General features: G+C 60.8%; 16 protein-coding genes. 7 read left to right on the forward strand and 9 right to left on the reverse strand.

The window, feature by feature from the left end; genetic code table 11:
• Positions 1-135: 135 nt before the first annotated feature.
• The 4 genes from NS4_RS31910 to NS4_RS00405 are packed head-to-tail and all read left to right on the forward strand — an operon-like array spanning position 136 to position 4,997.
• Positions 136-870 carry a Crp/Fnr family transcriptional regulator gene (locus tag NS4_RS31910; protein WP_174552048.1) on the forward strand — a complete coding sequence of 245 codons (735 nt, stop codon included), beginning with the start codon at positions 136-138 and terminating at the stop codon, positions 868-870.
• Positions 854-1,657: a hypothetical protein gene (locus tag NS4_RS00395; protein ID WP_157105805.1), complete on the forward strand. Its 804-nt coding sequence runs from the start codon at positions 854-856 to the stop codon at positions 1,655-1,657. Before NS4_RS31910 ends, NS4_RS00395 begins: the two co-directional genes overlap by 17 nt.
• Positions 1,657-3,900, forward strand: coding sequence for a hypothetical protein (locus tag NS4_RS00400; protein ID WP_063057446.1), 2,244 nt, complete (start codon positions 1,657-1,659; stop codon positions 3,898-3,900). The genes NS4_RS00395 and NS4_RS00400 overlap by 1 nt, the downstream gene beginning before the upstream one ends.
• Before the next feature lie 47 nt (positions 3,901-3,947).
• A complete protein-coding gene (locus tag NS4_RS00405; RefSeq protein ID WP_063057447.1) occupies positions 3,948-4,997 on the forward strand; it encodes a hypothetical protein in 1,050 nt (349 codons plus the stop codon).
• A gap of 44 nt (positions 4,998-5,041) precedes the next feature.
• Here the strand turns inward: NS4_RS00405 and NS4_RS00410 are convergent, their stop codons facing one another.
• The 7 genes from NS4_RS00410 to NS4_RS00440 all read right to left on the reverse strand — a co-directional run bounded on the left by NS4_RS00410 (position 5,042) and on the right by NS4_RS00440 (position 9,515).
• Entirely contained in the window at positions 5,042-5,524 is a 483-nt protein-coding gene (locus NS4_RS00410) for a Pycsar system effector family protein (RefSeq protein ID WP_063057448.1), read from the reverse strand.
• Between the two features lie 510 nt (positions 5,525-6,034).
• Positions 6,035-6,415 carry a hypothetical protein gene (locus NS4_RS00415; protein WP_063057449.1) on the reverse strand — a complete coding sequence of 127 codons (381 nt, stop codon included), beginning with the start codon at positions 6,413-6,415 and terminating at the stop codon, positions 6,035-6,037.
• A 28-nt stretch (positions 6,416-6,443) separates the two neighbouring features.
• Positions 6,444-7,373: a hypothetical protein gene (locus NS4_RS00420; RefSeq protein ID WP_157105806.1), complete on the reverse strand. Its 930-nt coding sequence runs from the start codon at positions 7,371-7,373 to the stop codon at positions 6,444-6,446.
• The gene (locus tag NS4_RS31915; RefSeq protein WP_157105807.1) at positions 7,363-7,680 is read right to left on the reverse strand and encodes a hypothetical protein; all 318 of its coding nucleotides are present in this window, start codon (positions 7,678-7,680) and stop codon (positions 7,363-7,365) included. The genes NS4_RS00420 and NS4_RS31915 overlap by 11 nt, the downstream gene beginning before the upstream one ends.
• Positions 7,681-7,980: 300 nt before the next feature.
• Positions 7,981-8,280 carry an excisionase family DNA-binding protein gene (locus NS4_RS00430; RefSeq protein ID WP_245664918.1) on the reverse strand — a complete coding sequence of 100 codons (300 nt, stop codon included), beginning with the start codon at positions 8,278-8,280 and terminating at the stop codon, positions 7,981-7,983.
• Between the two features lie 493 nt (positions 8,281-8,773).
• Positions 8,774-9,097, reverse strand: a complete 324-nt coding sequence (locus tag NS4_RS00435; RefSeq protein ID WP_063057452.1) for a hypothetical protein — start codon at positions 9,095-9,097, stop codon at positions 8,774-8,776.
• Positions 9,098-9,164: 67 nt separating this feature from the next.
• The gene (locus tag NS4_RS00440; RefSeq protein ID WP_157105808.1) at positions 9,165-9,515 is read right to left on the reverse strand and encodes a hypothetical protein; all 351 of its coding nucleotides are present in this window, start codon (positions 9,513-9,515) and stop codon (positions 9,165-9,167) included.
• A 520-nt stretch (positions 9,516-10,035) separates the two neighbouring features.
• Here NS4_RS00440 and NS4_RS34010 point away from each other — a divergent pair.
• The 3 genes from NS4_RS34010 to NS4_RS31115 all read left to right on the forward strand — a co-directional run bounded on the left by NS4_RS34010 (position 10,036) and on the right by NS4_RS31115 (position 13,943).
• On the forward strand, positions 10,036-11,013 hold the full coding sequence (locus NS4_RS34010; protein WP_501193437.1) for an NsdA family TPR-like regulatory protein: 978 nt from the start codon (positions 10,036-10,038) through the stop codon (positions 11,011-11,013).
• Entirely contained in the window at positions 11,010-11,345 is a 336-nt protein-coding gene (locus NS4_RS00455; protein ID WP_063057456.1) for a 4a-hydroxytetrahydrobiopterin dehydratase, read from the forward strand. Before NS4_RS34010 ends, NS4_RS00455 begins: the two co-directional genes overlap by 4 nt.
• A gap of 531 nt (positions 11,346-11,876) precedes the next feature.
• The gene (locus NS4_RS31115) at positions 11,877-13,943 is read left to right on the forward strand and encodes an AIPR family protein (RefSeq protein WP_084486373.1); all 2,067 of its coding nucleotides are present in this window, start codon (positions 11,877-11,879) and stop codon (positions 13,941-13,943) included.
• Positions 13,944-13,960: 17 nt separating this feature from the next.
• Here NS4_RS31115 and NS4_RS31120 read toward each other — a convergent pair whose 3' ends face one another.
• Both NS4_RS31120 and NS4_RS31125 read right to left on the reverse strand, forming a co-directional pair.
• Positions 13,961-14,908 (reverse strand): 5'-nucleotidase, encoded by a 948-nt coding sequence (locus NS4_RS31120; protein ID WP_084486376.1) that lies wholly within the window; start codon positions 14,906-14,908, stop codon positions 13,961-13,963.
• A gap of 31 nt (positions 14,909-14,939) precedes the next feature.
• On the reverse strand, positions 14,940-15,935 hold the full coding sequence (locus NS4_RS31125; RefSeq protein WP_169811708.1) for a DUF4365 domain-containing protein: 996 nt from the start codon (positions 15,933-15,935) through the stop codon (positions 14,940-14,942).
• Positions 15,936-15,964 lie beyond the last annotated feature (29 nt).

Here is a 15,964-nt window from a genome sequence, read left to right on the forward strand (position 1 = left end):
GGACTGGAACGCCGGGCCGGCGATCACCATGCCGCTGCTGGCCGCGTCGGCAGCGGAGATATCGAATCTGCCTCGGCAACAACATCCTCCGTTCCTACCGAGGCCGATCGACTATTCTGTCGCGAGGTCATCACCGTGGAGAACGGTGGCTCAAAAGGGGGAACAACTCTGCATTCCGATGCTCTACCTCACTTCGACAGACAACGGCTGCTGAGAGCGGGTACGCGGCAGCGTTGGCCGAGGGGAGCGGTACTGCTCCACGAAGGCGATACATCCGACAACGTTCTGGTGGTCGAACAGGGTTGGGTCAAAGTGAGCTCTTCCGCACCCAGCGGAAAGCAGGTGGTCCTGGGTATTCGTGGTCCCGGGGATCTGCTCGGTGAGCTCAGCGCGGTCGACGGGGGTGCGCGGTCGGCGACGATCACCGCGATCTCGCCGGTGGTCGCCGCCACCGTGCAGGGTACGGCCTTCCGCGCGTTGCTGGTCGATGACGGTGCCCTGGCGTTCGAACTGTTGCGTACTGTGGTGGCCCGGCTGCGGGAGGCCGACGTACACCGCCTGGACTACGGTGCGTACACCGTCACCGAACGGCTGGCTCGGCTACTGCTCGAATACGGCCGGCGGTACGGGCGTACCGATACGGATCGGGTGGTGATCGTTCTGCCGCTGACCCAGACCGAATTGGCCGATGCGGCGAACGCTTCCCGAGAAGCGGTCGCCAAGGCATTCAGAAAACTGCGGGTGATCGGCGCGATCAGGACAGCTCGCCGCTGTGTGGAACTGCTGCGGCCCGACCTGCTCGCCGCAGTTGCAGAAGGTCTGCGTCCGAATGTGTATTCGGACGCAGACATGTGTGATCCGCGCCGGTAGACCTGAGGAACTGCCAGTCCGCTGGGTGTCGTACAAACCAGGAGAAGTCATGCCCGAACCAACGCATCGGTCCATTCTCGTCGTGGATGTCGAGAATTCGGAGTCCCTGACCAACGTGCAGGTCGATGCCGTGCGCACGGCGCTTTACCGCATCATCGACGGCGCGATTGAAGGAGTCGAGAGTTCTGTGGCTCAGGAGGACCGCGGAGATGGAGCGATGCTCGTACTCGATATTCCGGTGCTGGATGTCTTGGACCGGGTCGTCGGCGCGATGCTGACCGGAGTACGCGAACACAACGGTGCGGTAGGACCGGTGAACTGGCTGCGGGTACGTATCGCGGTTCACGAAGGTTACGTCGGCAGGGATGCCAAAGGATGGTCGAGTGACGCGGTGACCGCGACGTTTCGGATGAACTCCGCACAGCCTGTCAAGTACGCGCTCGAGCGTGCACCCCGCGCGGACGCAGTGGTGGTGGTGTCCGATTCGGTTTTCTGCGGCCTGGTCCGGCACGGGTACCGGGATACCGTGATACCGGATGAATACGGCAGCGTCACAGTGCCTTCGAAGAGCGGTGACCGCCTGATCTGGGTTCGTGTACCGGGATATCCCGCACCGCCGCTGCCGCCCAGCGAGGCTCCGGCGCCGGCGCACGCCGAGTATCGCGCTGTCGGTTCGGACACGGCACCGCCAGGCTGGGAGCGGAGCACTATTCACGCCACCAACTTCATAGGTGGCAATGCTGTTGTCGGCACTCAGGTCGGCCGCGACAACATCAGCCGCGGATAATGAACGGCGCCGATTCCGAGACACCCCGGTCCGATCGGATCGACAGCGGCGACGCCGCGGATTCCCCCCGTGAGTCACCTGGCTCTCCCGGCAAGGTCAGCGATCCCGATCGGCATTCCGTGCAGGCCGACGAGGGAAAACCGGCCGGACCGGCGGAGCCGTCCGATATCACAGATGACGAGCAGCTCGAGGAAACACGGGTAGCCGCCACGAGTATGTCCGACGCGATCGCCGCACTGCGCGGCCTTCCGGCCGGTGCTCGGCACGTGACGGTCCACGCCACCAACTTCATCGGCGGCGATGCCACCATCGGTACCCAAGTGGGCCGGGACAACAACGGAAACGCCACGAGCCGGCGCACCGTGGCACGTGGCGAGGTCGCCACCGAGCGTCTCGCACGTATCGAGCGGGTGTTCGTGGAACCAGCGAGATTCGCGGATATACGCCGTCTCCTCGCCGGGCAGTCGCTTCTGTTGCTGCGGGCGCCCCACGGGTGGGGCCGTACGACTGCCGCGCTGCGTGCACTGGACGAGTGCTGCTCGACACGTGTCTACACACTCGAACCCGATGTGGAACTCCGATCACTGGACATCGATTTCAGCCCGGATACCGGATATCTGATGGAATGGTTCGGTCCCGATCAGGCCGGCCGGCTGTACCGGTTCCATCTCGAGCAGCTGAGTGTCGCGCTGCGTAAGCAGGGCTGCCGGATGGTCGTCCTCATCGATGCCGCCACTGAGCTTCCACCGGACCTGGGCGAATTCCTCCTCGACGGGGGCGCTCCGGCGGACGTTGCAGAAGTGGTCCGTAGCCATACGTGGTACCACCTGAACCGCGATCCGGCGGACATGTTGGACCATCCCGAGTTACGCCGACTAATGGAGCGATATACGAAGGAACGGCCGCCTGCGCGCGCTCTCGCACAGCTTGGCGAAGAGCTGGCCGATATTGCGGCAGGACATGGCGATATCACCGAGGTCATCCGTCGTCACGACGCGGCGATCGGCACGGAATTGCGGCAGTGGTTCGCCGAACAGCTCAGCACGGAAACTCGCGCCTTCACCATCGCACTCGCGGTCTTCAACGGGATGCCCCGGTATATGGTGTCCGATGCGGCCCGCATGCTGGCACGGGTGATCGCGAGCGAAGAGGAGCCCGACCGGACGCCCGCGTGGCCGGTATTCGGCTCACGCAACAGTGAACTCGTCGCCGCCGCGCGAGCGCGACTGCGCCGGTCGACAGAGGACACGGCCTACGGCGAAATTTCGGTTGATATCGTTGAATTCACCGACGCTAACCATGCCCCCGAGATCCTCGGCCTGGTGTGGCGGGAGTATCACAGCGCCCACGAGCTGGTGCGCGAGTGGCTGCGCACACTGGGCTGTAGCTCCGATGTCCGGGTATGTACCCGTGCCGGGATGGCGGCGGGCTTCTTGTCGACGTTCGAATTCGAACATGCGCGCACCAAAGTGATCGAGCCCTGGGCGCGCAGCGGTTCCCGATACGGTCGGGCTGCGGCCATGGCCGCATTGCACTTTCCTTTCCTGTATTCCGGCCTGGCTCCGGTCGTTTCCCGAATGCTCGCTACTTGGTTGCAGCGCGACCAGCCCTTGGCATTGCGGGTTACCGCCGCCCGAGCCCTGGGCAGCGCGATCGGACAGGCCATGCCGGAGACCGCTGTGCGACGGCTACGCCGTGCGGCGAACAGCAACCGATTGTCTCTCCGTGTTGCGGTGTCGTTCTCGATGGCTCAGCTGTTCTGGTCGGAGGGGCTGACCGATCGAATCCTGGAGGAACTCCTGCGGTGGACCGGGAGCTCGGCCAAACCCCGATTGCGTGACACCGGATTACGGTGCGTGCTGGATCTGTGCCGGTACCGCACCGTAGCAACCGAAAAGAGTGTGCACGAATGGCCGGTGACGCTGTGCCTGACCGGCGCCGACCGGGCCGCGATTGTCACGCTGTTCGGCCGACTCCTCCGGAATCCCGGTCACCCGCTCGATACCTATGCCGAAATCCGAAGGTGGGTGGTCGACGCCGAAAGGGACCCGGCGATGCGAGAACCGCTCGCACGCTTTCTATCGGACCTCGGCAACATCGTACGGGACAGCGAGATCCTTCCTTACTACTTGCGGGAGTGGGCCGCCGAGCCCAAGGGGCCGCGGCAGGCGGTCCGGGAGATCCTCACGATCATCGACACATCGGAACGACTCGACTCGAAACAGCTCGACTTGAAGGGATAATCAGAATGAATGCCGGCCTTCCGGATGCATTAGTCCGATACTCGGCAATGTCCGGCGAAAACTGGCGTCGGTTCCGGCCGCAGTCCGACGGGTACTGGCTCACCGTTTCGGTCGACCGTCATGGTGGGCTGGCGCCGATCGAACGGAAACCCGTCGGTATTTTCGGAGCTCGGCCTACCGGAATCTTCTGGGTGAATGTCGCGGTCCACCATGCGTCGTTCGAGGTCGAGGTGCCCACCGCCGAGAACGCGCTCAGTTTCCTCGTCCAAACGCATCTGTCGTGGCGAATCACCGATCCGATAGCGGCCATCCGAGACAATGTGCGCGCCGCGGAATTCGTATACCGGCCGATCGTCGAGCAGCATCTCCGGGCGCTGTCCTGTCAATTCCAGATCGACCGATTCATCGACGCCGAAGTGCAAATCAACTCTTTCTTTGCGGTGGGCACCATCGAATTGGGCCACGGACTGACTCTGCTGGGCTGCCGGGTACAGCTGCGGCCCGACGCGGAAACCCTCGGCCACCTACGCAACCGGACAATGGACGAGCGGACCGCGGAACGTCGTCGCGCCGAGCATCAGGCCCTCCTGCGCGATATGGAACTCAAATACTCGGAAAACGATGCCGGGCAGGGTCTGGCACTGCAGTCGGCGAAGTTCGAGCATGAGGTAGCCCAGGTGAAGGGCCAGAACTACGTCGTGCGCGAACAGCACCGGATGGAGCACTATCTGCGGGTGCTGCGGGAGGGCGATCTCGGAATGTTCGCGCTCCAGCTGGCGTCCCGTCGGGATGATGTCGGCCAGGTGATCCAGCAGCTGATCGTCCAGCACAATCTCAACAAGCGGACTGCGCAGGAGATCATCACCGCGTTGCTCGACAAAGGCATGCTGAACAAGAGGGACGGCGATCAGCTGCTGGCAAAGGTCGATGCGCTGATCGAAAGCGCTACCATGACGAAGTCGGTAGGCGGCGCTGCCCCGTTGCCGGATATCGAGCTGACCGCGTCGGCGATCATTACCGATCTCGCAACGCTCGACACCGCGGATACTGATTCCGACGATCCGGAAGACGACGAGGAAGAGGACGGAGAAGACTGACTCCGCATCTCGGTGTGTTACGCGAGCCGTTCGCCGCCGACGGCTCATGCACCGATACCGGACAGTGACGAGGCGATGAACCAGATCACGAACATGATCAGACTCACCGAACTCCACCGCAGCGCCACCGCGAACCGCCGATATTTCCTACGAGCCACATCGGCCAGAATTGCGGCCTCCCGCCATGCGTGATCGGCCAGCACCCCAGTACTCGGCCGCCGGTCGATCTCGGTGGGAAAGCTCGGGAAACTGAACCAGTTCCCGGATCCGGCGCTGCGCAGATCCGGTCTCAGAGTGGCTGCCATGTACACCATGCACACCAGCAGAGATATCCCGAGAGCGATGCTCAACGCGCAGGTGAGCATGGTGGTATGCGTGCGCGTGCCGGCGATCAGGCCCGTGAGCGCGAACCCGTTCGCGGTCAGCAGCAACCCGACCTTTGTATCGGTCGCGGCGATTATGCGGTTGACCTCCGATACCGTGCGAAGCGCCGTGGACAGATCCTGCGCCCGGCCGGGACGCCGCATTCGGAGTTTCCTATGAGCCGACTTCACTATCCCAAATGTCATGTAGCTAGGGAAGCATTGCAGCACAAGGTGTTCCACGTAACAGTACACATTCGGAGCGTCGAAATGCGCTCGGTCCGCGTGCGGTAGCGGTGATCAGTGTGACTATCGCCTGTGACAGGACGGCTGTGAGAGCGATCCTCGTCAAGCCCTCCCGCCCAAGTCCTGGGCATTCGGACTCTCACAGACCCCGGACCGAACCAGAGAGTCAGGTCAAGCGACACAAAGCAACATTGGGTCAGCTCCGCTACCGGTTGGCCGATCTGGGGGACTGCACCGAAGGTCGGGCGTAGCCCAGGGAGCGATCAAATGCGGACCTACACGATCTGGACGGACTCCTCGCGGAATGGCCGGAGGGGTATCTGGTAGTGCCGATTCGACTCGAACTCGGCATCGTGGTCGAGGGAGCCTGGCTCGACCACGAACGCAGCCGATTCATCTTGGTGAGCCGGAAGCAGATGCTTCGAACATTCAATAGAGGTCGGGTCGGAACAGGGCTTTGGCGCCGTCGCGGGTGTAGAGCTTGCGTTGCAGGTGCCGCAGGATCACGAGCGCTTCGTCGTCTCGCATCGGGCTGACGAGCTGGAATTCGACTCCTGCGCCGAGCAGGTCGCTGCCGAAGGCGAGCTCGCTGAGAAACAGCACTCGTGCGGTATCGAGGTCATTGAGGGTAGCCCCCTGAGCGACCGCGTGGCGGAGTCGGCCGACTTCGGCGTCGAAGAGGTCTCGGTCGTCGAATCCGAATGCACGCACGGGTATCGGCGCGCTGGTCGATACGCCGGTGTAGCTCGCCAGCGCCGAGTCCAGGAATTCGCGTTCCCTTGGGGTCAGCGAGGCCATATCGAAACCCATCGGTGTTTCTCCTGAGGTGTGTGCTGTGTCAGCGAGTCGGTCCGGTGCCCGGTTTGCCAGGGTAGGTACCCCCGAGGCCGCCGGGCGGTGTGGGAGGTCCGAGCGAGGGATCCTCGACCTGGTTGGTGAGGCGTATGAATTCACCCAGCGGGTCCTTGGGGCGGTATACGGTTCCGTGATCGGTGGTGCTCGGGTCGACGATGACGACGTATCCATCCCAGCTCATCATCACTGGGTTGCCGTTCTTGTCTTTACCGAGCCGTTCCGTCTGATGAGGGCCGGTCATGATCTGGTGGACCTTCTCGGCAAGATCGTCCTGAGTCATACCGTTGAAGTCGTCGTGGTGCTTTTCCCAGGCGTGACCGTAGGCGATCTCTTGGGCGAGCCGATAAGCCGGGTCGCTGCTCCATCCGCCAGGGGGCTGCGGCAGCCCTTTGTTCGATGTCTGGAAGAGAATGTCATCGGGCGCGGCCACCTGGAGCGCAGCGTTCGCGTCGGCGATCTTCGCGCCCCACTGCGCGTCGGCGGTAGTCAGGGTGGATACGAGACCGGACAAGCGGGAAAGCTGTACACCGGCTTCGGTATTCCAGTCCTTTACTCCGCTGACGGTCCAATCTTCGGCTACGGCGACCGGGGATATCACATAGAGCCGGAAGATCGTCTTGATTTCCGCGAGCGGGAACTCCATATCGCGGGCAGCGCCCGCGCAGGCCGTGGCGAGATCGTCGAAGGCAGTGCCGATCGCGCGCATATCCGTGTGCTCGCGATCGGCTCTGTCGCCGGCGGCGGTGCGGGCTTCGCTCTCCCACGGGATGTCGTAGTGGATCGTGGTGTGCATCGAGTCCGCGGCCTTCAATACCGTGTCCGCGATCAGGCTTGCTCGTTCGCTGATACCCGCCAGCGCGGAGATGTCCCAGCTCAGCACTTCGGCAGGGGTCGGTGAAGTGTTAGTTCTCATCGCTGCCGCCATCCGGAAGCAGCCCGGAGATCGCCGCGAGCTTGCCGGCCAGCTCTGTGTCGCTGTCACCGAACGTGTTCACAGAGTCTGTGAGCAGCTGCGAGAGCTGCGTGAACCGTGCTCGGAGTGCGTCTCGTGCCTGTCGAGCCGCCTCGGTGGACGCGCCGAGGTTTCTTCCGACCTCGGATCCTGCCAGCTTCCCCTCGACCTGGTCCGCTCCCAGTGCCGGGGCGGCGCCGATCTCGTCGGACAACAGGCTCACCGCCTGTGCCGCTGACCGCAGCTTCTCAGGATCGATCTCGACCATATCCCCCTCGCTTCCGACTCGTCCTCCGCCGGTTTGCAGTCCGATCGTAGGCGGGGACCGATCCTGTTGCGAGCCGAAACGGACTGTGGTGGAGATAGACAAGTGTGTAATGCGGGCGGCGACGAGGGGGAACGCGATCAACAGTCTGCTGGGCACGCGCTCACGCTCGCCGATGCAGATCTGTTCGAGTGTGGCGGCCGGAACTTGCCGATCATCCAGATCCGGTAGTTGCAATCCTTCGATCAGCGGTTCGTAGCCCGAGGCGGGGCTGTCCGGAACTGCGGCACCACGCAGGCCATCTCAGATATTCAATTCCTGCCCCAGTTCGGAGAGTTCATCGGCGGCGGCGCGACCGGATTCCTCGAGTCGGCGTTGGTAGGCGCGCAGGTCGTCGAATCGGACGCGCCGATGGGTTCCCACCAGACGGAAGGGGATCTTTCCTGCTTCCAGGAGGCCCACCAGGTACGGCCGCGACACGTTGAGCATGTCTGCGGCCTGCTGCGTGGTCAGTTCCGCGTCGGAGGGCACGATGGTCACACCGCGACCGCTTGCTGCTTCCGCCAGTACGAACGCCAGCAGATCGACGACGGCTCGCGGCACGACCAGGGCATCGTCGCTGCCGACTTCCCGGCCGTGTGGTCCCGGCCCTCCCCGCAGGCCGGCACAACCTATACAACCCCCGCCGGTGCAGCCATTCCCTTCGCGCCGGGGCAGGTCTGGACGGTCCTGATTCCAGCGCAGCTCTGGTAACCAGCAACTTTCAGCTCCCGATGGTCGTGACCACTTTGTTCTACGGTGAAGCTCACGCCACAAACGCTTCAGGGGAACGATCCATGGGCTGTGGGGCGGGCGTAAGCACTGCGAGCGATATCGTCGCCGCTGCGGCCGGCGCTTCGCACGTGTTCTCGGCGCGCCTGTTCGTGCACCTGTGGGTGCGTTCGGCTGTGGATCGGTTGCGTTTCCCGCCGAAGACCAGTGACCTGCCTTCTCGGAGTGCGGAGGGTTCACGGCTTGTCCCGGCGTTCGGGCAGCGTCACCGCCAGGATCAGTACGGTGAGTGGCAGGCCGATCGCGATGGCGAATCCGAGCGTGATCACTGTTCCGTCCTGTGCTGTGTGGTGACTGCCGAGCCCAGTGGATATTCCTGTGTTCCGGTGATCAGGTCGGCGGCTTGGGTGACCGCCCACCACGGGGTGCGAGACGCGAGGGCGCCGAGGTGGGGGACCACGACCGCGTCCGCAGCGTGCTCCAGGGCGTACTGGGTGGCGATCAGCGCGGCCAGGACGGCGACGGCATCCGTGCGGATGGTGTAGACGATGTTCAGCTGGTGTCGCCGCGTCAGTGCTTCATAGGTGGCGGGGTCGTGGGTGCTGTGCAGAAGGGCAACTGCCCGTGTCGGAGGGTCCGGTTCCGTCACAGTGCTTGCCCCTCCGCGATTCGACATGGATGTACTGGGATCGGGTCGCACGCCCTTGGTGCGGCGGTCACTGTTGGGCCTCGATGTACTGTGCCGCGAGCCGGAACCGGGGGCAGTCGTGTTTGGCGTGGTCGGCCATCAGGTGGATGGCGTGTGCTCGCCCGCGGATGGGGTCGGTATTTTTGCAGGCTGCCGGGTGGTCGAGATGGCGGAGGCCGGTGGCGACACGCTCGAGCAGGTCGCGGTTGCGGGTGTGCCAGAGCCGTAGGGTTGCCGCCATCGACTGGTTGTGCGCGCGCCTGGTGGGGAGTTTCGGTAGTTCCTGACGCAGGTGGTCGTCGACCGGGGCGGTACCGGAAGGGATCGGGTCCACGCAGGTCGGCTCGCGGACGGTGGTTTCGGTTGAAGGAACGGGCATAACGGTCGGCTCCGGGTTCTGTCGGGACGAAAGTCGAGCGTGCGCCTCTGCGTATTTCGGTAATGATTGGTTTCAGCATTGCTGTGTTCTTGCGGCAGAAGGACACACCGAACCCGTACGGAGGCCGTACGCTGGCGGTATTACAGCGGAGGGGAGAACGCCGACAGATGACGATTATCAAGTGGACTGGGCTCGAGGTGGCCGCGCTGCGTACGGCGTTGCGGGATACACAGGTTCAGTTCGCCGACCGGATCGGTTGTTCGATCGAGGCGGTCGGCAAATGGGAACGCAGGGGAGCCGACATCACGCTGGGTGCAAAGTACTCCGAGTGCATGGACACCACCCGCCGCAGGCTCGATGATGAGCAGCGGGAACGATTCGATGTCGCTCTACGCGAACGGGACTCGACTCCCGAAACCGCCGGGGCGGAGATATCCTCGCTGAGTACTGCCGAGTTTTTGTTCGACCCGCAGAAAGCCGATAACGTGAGGCGACGTGATTTCGGGGCCGCCATTCTAGGATTGCCGGCCCTCGCTGTCGGCGTCGCGAAGTCGGACACGATTACGACGCCAATCGAAATGTCAGACGTGGTGAGTGGTACCCGTGTGGCCCCCGAACTCGTGGACTACTTCCGCTCCCAACTCTCCGGTCACTACACCGCAGACATGTACCTGGGGCCTCTGTACCTCATTCCCACCGTGAAGGCTCAAACGGAATTGATCGCGCGGCTCGCTGTACGGGTGACCCGCCGGTGAGGCGGAGGCTGCTTGAGATCGGCACCGCGTATGCGGCTCTACTCGGCTGGCTGTATCAGGATGCAGGGAACCGTGCGGCCTCGGCAAAATGGCGGGATGCCACGTTGTCCCTCGCACACCGCTGCGGCAATCCCCAGCTCATCTCCTATGCGCTTTCGAATATGGCAATGCTCGCGCTGGACGACAACGACGGCCGTACTGTCGTCGACTACGCGCGTGCAGCGCTAGCGGTCGGGACGAAGCTTTCCCCAAAGGTCCGCGTGATGGCGCTTCAGTACGAGGCACAGGGACACGCAATGCTCGGTGATCGGTCCACAGCGGACCGCCAGCTCGATGAGGCTACTCCTCTCATCGAGCGAATTGATGACGCGCATCCGTGGGGAAACTCCTGCCGCCGTACCCCGCGCTATGTGGAAGTACAGCGTGCGACCTGTTATGGGCGCACGGGCAGTACGCAGGACGCAATCGATGCAGCCGCCCTGTGGGACGAGATAATAGACTCCATGCCGGAGTCAGCGCGCCGCGACAATGCGGTGTTCCGGGCACGGCAGTCGACTGTGCTCTCCAGGGTCCCGGATCCGGACCGGGCCGTATGGGCAGCTTCGGAAGCGGTTAAGGCGGTGCGAGTTACAGGGTCCGCAAGACTGCGCATCGAACTGCAGGGGATCACCTCCTATGCCCGGGCGTGGGTGGACACCTCAGCGGGGCGTGAGCTTCGCGAACTCATAGAGTCCTTCGCATGACCGAACTCGCCGAACCGCTGGACGACAGCGAAATTTCCCGCCGCCTCAAATCCCTGCCCGGCTGGAAGCGCGACGGCGACGAGATCACACGCACTTTCGCGCATACCTACCACGAGTGCGTGCACCTCGCGATGTATGTCGCGGCGAAGGCGCGGGAGGTGAGCCACCATCCCGACATGCTGATCACATGGCAGCGCATCGAGTTCCGGATCACGACCCACGATGTTGGGCGGAAGTTGACCGAGTTGGACTTCGACCTTGCGCAAGATATAGACCAGATCGCAGAGGCTTCCGGCGCAACTCCGGCCGATGGGGAGTCGTCACGCCCTTGAGCGTCAAGGTCTTTCGCATCGCTGCCGAATGGCAATTTAGCGTATACCAAGTTGTACCTGGGCAACGTTGCAGACGGGTGTGGATCCTACTCGACGAGCGAGCGCAGCCCAGCGACTGCCGCGAAGAAGGCCCCGCTGAAGGCGCCGATGCCGATTACAACTCCAACAACGGTTGCGCCGGTGCCGTGCGCGCCGGAGGCTAGCCCTGCATAGGCGACGAAGCCCGCGCCGATACCGACGCACGCGCCAACAACCAGGCCGAACGCTAGAATAGCGAAGGCGCGCAACGTAATTAGGGGCGGCCTATCGCCTCCAGACCTGTTCGGCGCATGCACCATCCCTGTAACCCCTCGCTCTCGTCCACGATCCGCGGGACCACTCGGGGCCTGGTGCCGATTCCACTACCCGGCAGCGCGCTGACCTTGTCCCGCGACGAGCGTGCCCTACGGTTAGGCTGAAGTCAAGTTCCTCATCTAGTATCGTCAATCTGGCCATTTTTGGTGGAAACCGCAAAACTCGGAGGAAAATTGTATGTCCCCTGCTAGACCTGCGGTGGGCCTTGTGGGGCTTGGAGTTGGCGACAAGATTCGCTCCCTGAGACGTGAACGCAAGCTGACGCTTGAGGCGTTGTCAGCTCGGCTGGCCGATCTCGGCCGCCCGTTGGATCTATCAGCGTTGGCTCGGATGGAGAAGGGGCAGAGACGGATCTACGTTGATGACTTGGTGGCTCTGGCTTCTGCGCTGGATATCGCTCCGAGCCAGCTGCTACCGACGGAACCTCCCGCGCAAGTGGATGCAGGATCCAACGAACGCAATCCGCAGCCCAAAAGCGCGACCGCGACTCGACGGCGGATCGACTTTCTTGAGCCGACGGGTCCTGCCATGCCCGTGGACGCGCGTAGAGCAATCGACATGGTCAAGGGCTATCTTGACGCGGAATACAGCTCTCTACGCATAGAACTCGGGCGGCAATCCTTACCCAATTCCTACATGGACCCAATCTTCTATGCGAATGCGCTCACGGCATTTGCCGTCCGCTCGCTCACTCATTGCAGCGGCGAAGATGCAGCCAGGTCCATAACGGACGGCCCGGGCAACAACGGCTTAGATGCAATCTATTTCGACCAAAATCGGCACGAACTGATTCTCATTCAGACTAAGTGGGGTTCCAACGGAAGTGCGCGCCCGGATCGATCCGACATACTGCGGGCAATCACAGGTCTGGAGGCCCTGCTGTCCTTGCAGTTTGATGGTTTCAATGACGCTGTACGTGCGAAGGAAAACCTCGTCATGGCTGCGCTTGGGGATCCTCAAATTCATATCCGCCTTGTTCTGTGCTTCCCTGGCTCATTGACGAGTATATCCGAGCTCATCGATGACGGTGTTAGTAGTTTGGTGGCCCGCATGAACAAATTTATGCCGCTGGTTTCGATCCAAACTTTCGAACTCAGTCGGATGCTTCACGAAATCGAGGAAAGTGGCCCGAATAATGGCGTCACGCTGAGGCTAACACTCGATCAGTCAATGCGGGTACCAGGAAAATTCGATTCGTATATAGGTATGGCGAAAGCATCCCAGATCGCCGAATGGTACAGAACTGCAGGGGACGACATGTTCGTCCGAAACATGCGTACCTACCTGGGGGACACAAGCGTTAATTCCGAGATTGCTGAAAGCCTTCACACAGCCCCCGAACACTTTTCGTTTCTCAACAACGGAATAACGATACTCGCAGAAAGCGTAGCTGTTCGAAGGCCTGATAACACGGAGACATCCATCCCAACCAGGCAAGCTCTGGAGGTCCACGCTTCGAACGTCTCGGTCGTCAACGGTGCTCAAACCATTGTCAGCATCTACAACGCGCAATTGAATCAGCAGGAGGTTGGCGCGGTCAGTGTGCTCGTGCGCATAATTGTAATGCCGCCGAAGGGGTCAGGCGCATACGAGATAACCAAGGCCGTTAATACGACAAATCCGGTGCAACCTCCCGATATGGCGGCCCTGGATCCAGCTCAGTTGATGCTTCGGACCGAGATCGCCAGAATGTTTGGCAAGGAATACTCAACCAAGCGCGGCGGTCCGATCTTGCCGGCACGAGACGGGTGCACGGTATCGGAGGCGATAATTGCCCTTGCCTGTACACACGAAGACCCTGGATTAACTGCTCATGCTATGCGAAATGCTGCAGCATTGTGGACCGAACACTACGAAGATCTTTTCGGCGGCCCGCCCCCCGCTCACCACGTCTGGCGGTCCGTCCTCCTCCGTCGAGAGGTTGTCAACGATCTGCGCACTCTCGCTGTCGAAAGCACCGGTCGATACGCTGCTTTCGTTGAGTTCGGTGTAAACCTCGTGACACATATAGTATTTGCCTTGTCTTCTTTTGCTGTTCCTAATTCCAAACAACTTGGGCCTTGGGAGGAATGGCTGGATGCGCGTGGTGACCTTGTTCGCATAGTAGTCGATACATTGGCAGCCGCGGTAAATGACCTATTTGGTCCGGCATCAATGGTGTCCACCACGTTCGGCAACCCCGAGCGGTGTCGAAGGCTGATCGATTCTATATCGATGCCTTCACTCCTCCGGTGTATTGAGTAGCAAAACGGTGGGAATTTTCAGGCGGTCGATATTTCTGGAGCGTTGGTAACACCGAACGGGATATGTACGCACGGTGTTACGGAGCTTGCCGGAAGTAGATGTTTAACCTGATCGTCAAAGAATATGTGTGGTTTGAGAATTTCCAGTATACCCTTCTTGGAAATTCCGCCCAAGAAGAATGCATCGTTCACGGTTACGCCCCAGCTCTTAAGGCTGCGTACAGCGCGCTCGTGGGCAGGGGCGTTTCGTGCCGTAACGATTGCGACATGAATTCGGTTGCGATAACCAGGGTCGGCCAGTCGGTATTTCTCTTCAATTTTCTGGATTCGGTTCACTCCCGCAAGGAAATCACGCAAGGGTCCCGGGGCCAGTGGAACGTTGGCATTCAGTACCTCGTTGCTTTGAAAGTCATTTAAGCCGCGCTCCTGCATTACAATCTCTGACTCGTCAGAGGCAAGTACGCCGTCAAAGTCGAACGCTATTCGCAGGTCGGGGCTAGAGTCCTCACCTTCGATGGCCTCTCCCAATACGAGGCCGGCCGGGTAGCCCGCGGTTACGGCTTGTCGAACATCGTGTTCGTTTCCCGAGAGGAATAACGACATGTTGAATGCGGGCATGAATTTATATGGAGAGCGCCCTTGGCGAAAGACCGCTCGAGTGATGGGAAGTTCATGGTGCTGGATTGACCGCATAACCCGGAGTCCAGTATCGGGATCGTTTCTTGAAAGTACTATCACATCCACGAGCTGGGAATCGCTATCAGGTGCCAGATCGTTCAGAGATAGGAGTCTTTTTATGAATTCGAAGGATACTCCTGGGCGAAGTGGGTCGTTCAGATGGCTCTCTTGAAAGGCCCTATAAGCTTCCTCTCCCTCCTCGCGGAAGACGGCATCTGATTCTGCAAGATCGAACAGCGCGCTCGAGGCTATTCCAATCACTAACTGATTCTTCAGGTTCTCTGACATAGTAGATTGACCTCCCAATCTATATCTTATGCTACGAGGTGATTGCGCCGTCAAGTATGTATCTTTCAACCAGATCTAATCTGTTCTGGCGAATCGCAAGTTCATCCACTCCAGTTCGGTTTATGAGCATGTCTACAAAGCGCTCTTGTATCGCAGGGTAGCGTTTGGGATCTCCATTAGTTTCTGGCAACATTGCGTCAATGGTGGCGATCCTATCCCGGACCATCCGCCCCTTTTGTGATAGTGGAGCGATAAAGGTCCCGACCATTCCTAGTTCTCGCGAAGACTGTAGCCAGGATCCGTAGTCTATTCGAGCTAGGTCGTTAGCTATCAAAAAGTGAACGTACTCGTCGATGAAATCGAACTCTGTTTGTTCGATATTGAATGTCGGACGCTTGTGCTTCGCCGCGTTGAAACCGAGCACCTCTGATACGATCCCCATCGAGAAGAAGAGTGAGTGTGCTATGTCGGTCATTCCTTGTGCAAAAAGAGTGATAAATGAAAGGCTTTGAGCAGAAGCTGCGGAGTTCGCCATTTTGCGTAGTACAGCATCGACTTGGAACTCTCCTTCTGGAAGGGGCCCGTCGGATTTGAGGGCATCCAGTACGCCGAGTATGTCGAACCGCTGGCGACGTGGTACCGCGATAGGTGCATCTTGTCCCCTGGTTCGTAGGCTAGCTCGTGCGTCTACCCAAATAGTCTCCGATGTAGCCGGGTTATGCAGTACCAGTACAACGGGGAGCGGATAGCGTGCCCAATACTCTGCGTGCGACCTTCTTGCGGTGTATGATAAAAATTCTTTATTGGATCCGCGAAACCATGACGCGCCACTCTTTACCTGAACCGCGATGATTCGGCCCGGGGCGTAGCCGTCGGGGGTCACGTACTCTATGTGTCCGTCAATTCCTATATCTTTCTGTAGCAGCTCACGCCAGATGCAACGCGCTCCGTTTACCGTCTCTGCGACTCTATTAATTCCTGCGCGTTCAGCGAAGTCGGTGTCGCCGACTTTCGGGAGGCTGTTCACGTTGAATCCTTCTCTGAGGGTGATATTCT

The organism is Nocardia sienata NBRC 100364 (assembly GCF_001613205.1).
GTDB classification, from domain to species: domain Bacteria; phylum Actinomycetota; class Actinomycetes; order Mycobacteriales; family Mycobacteriaceae; genus Nocardia; species Nocardia sienata.

What these genes read in the sequence shown, in the direction of transcription:
- NS4_RS31120 (WP_084486376.1), bottom strand. Translation starts at nt 14,908, where the DNA reads ATGTCAGAGAACCTGAAGAATCAGTTAGTGATTGGAATAGCCTCGAGC.
- NS4_RS00410 (WP_063057448.1), bottom strand. Translation starts at nt 5,524, where the DNA reads ATGCGGCGTCCCGGCCGGGCGCAGGATCTGTCCACGGCGCTTCGCACG.
- NS4_RS31915 (WP_157105807.1), bottom strand. Translation starts at nt 7,680, where the DNA reads ATGGTCGAGATCGATCCTGAGAAGCTGCGGTCAGCGGCACAGGCGGTG.
- NS4_RS00405 (WP_063057447.1), top strand. Translation starts at nt 3,948, where the DNA reads ATGTCCGGCGAAAACTGGCGTCGGTTCCGGCCGCAGTCCGACGGGTAC.
- NS4_RS00415 (WP_063057449.1), bottom strand. Translation starts at nt 6,415, where the DNA reads ATGGGTTTCGATATGGCCTCGCTGACCCCAAGGGAACGCGAATTCCTG.
- NS4_RS00440 (WP_157105808.1), bottom strand. Translation starts at nt 9,515, where the DNA reads ATGCCCGTTCCTTCAACCGAAACCACCGTCCGCGAGCCGACCTGCGTG.
- NS4_RS00455 (WP_063057456.1), top strand. Translation starts at nt 11,010, where the DNA reads ATGACCGAACTCGCCGAACCGCTGGACGACAGCGAAATTTCCCGCCGC.
- NS4_RS00400 (WP_063057446.1), top strand. Translation starts at nt 1,657, where the DNA reads ATGAACGGCGCCGATTCCGAGACACCCCGGTCCGATCGGATCGACAGC.
- NS4_RS31115 (WP_084486373.1), top strand. Translation starts at nt 11,877, where the DNA reads ATGTCCCCTGCTAGACCTGCGGTGGGCCTTGTGGGGCTTGGAGTTGGC.
- NS4_RS00420 (WP_157105806.1), bottom strand. Translation starts at nt 7,373, where the DNA reads ATGAGAACTAACACTTCACCGACCCCTGCCGAAGTGCTGAGCTGGGAC.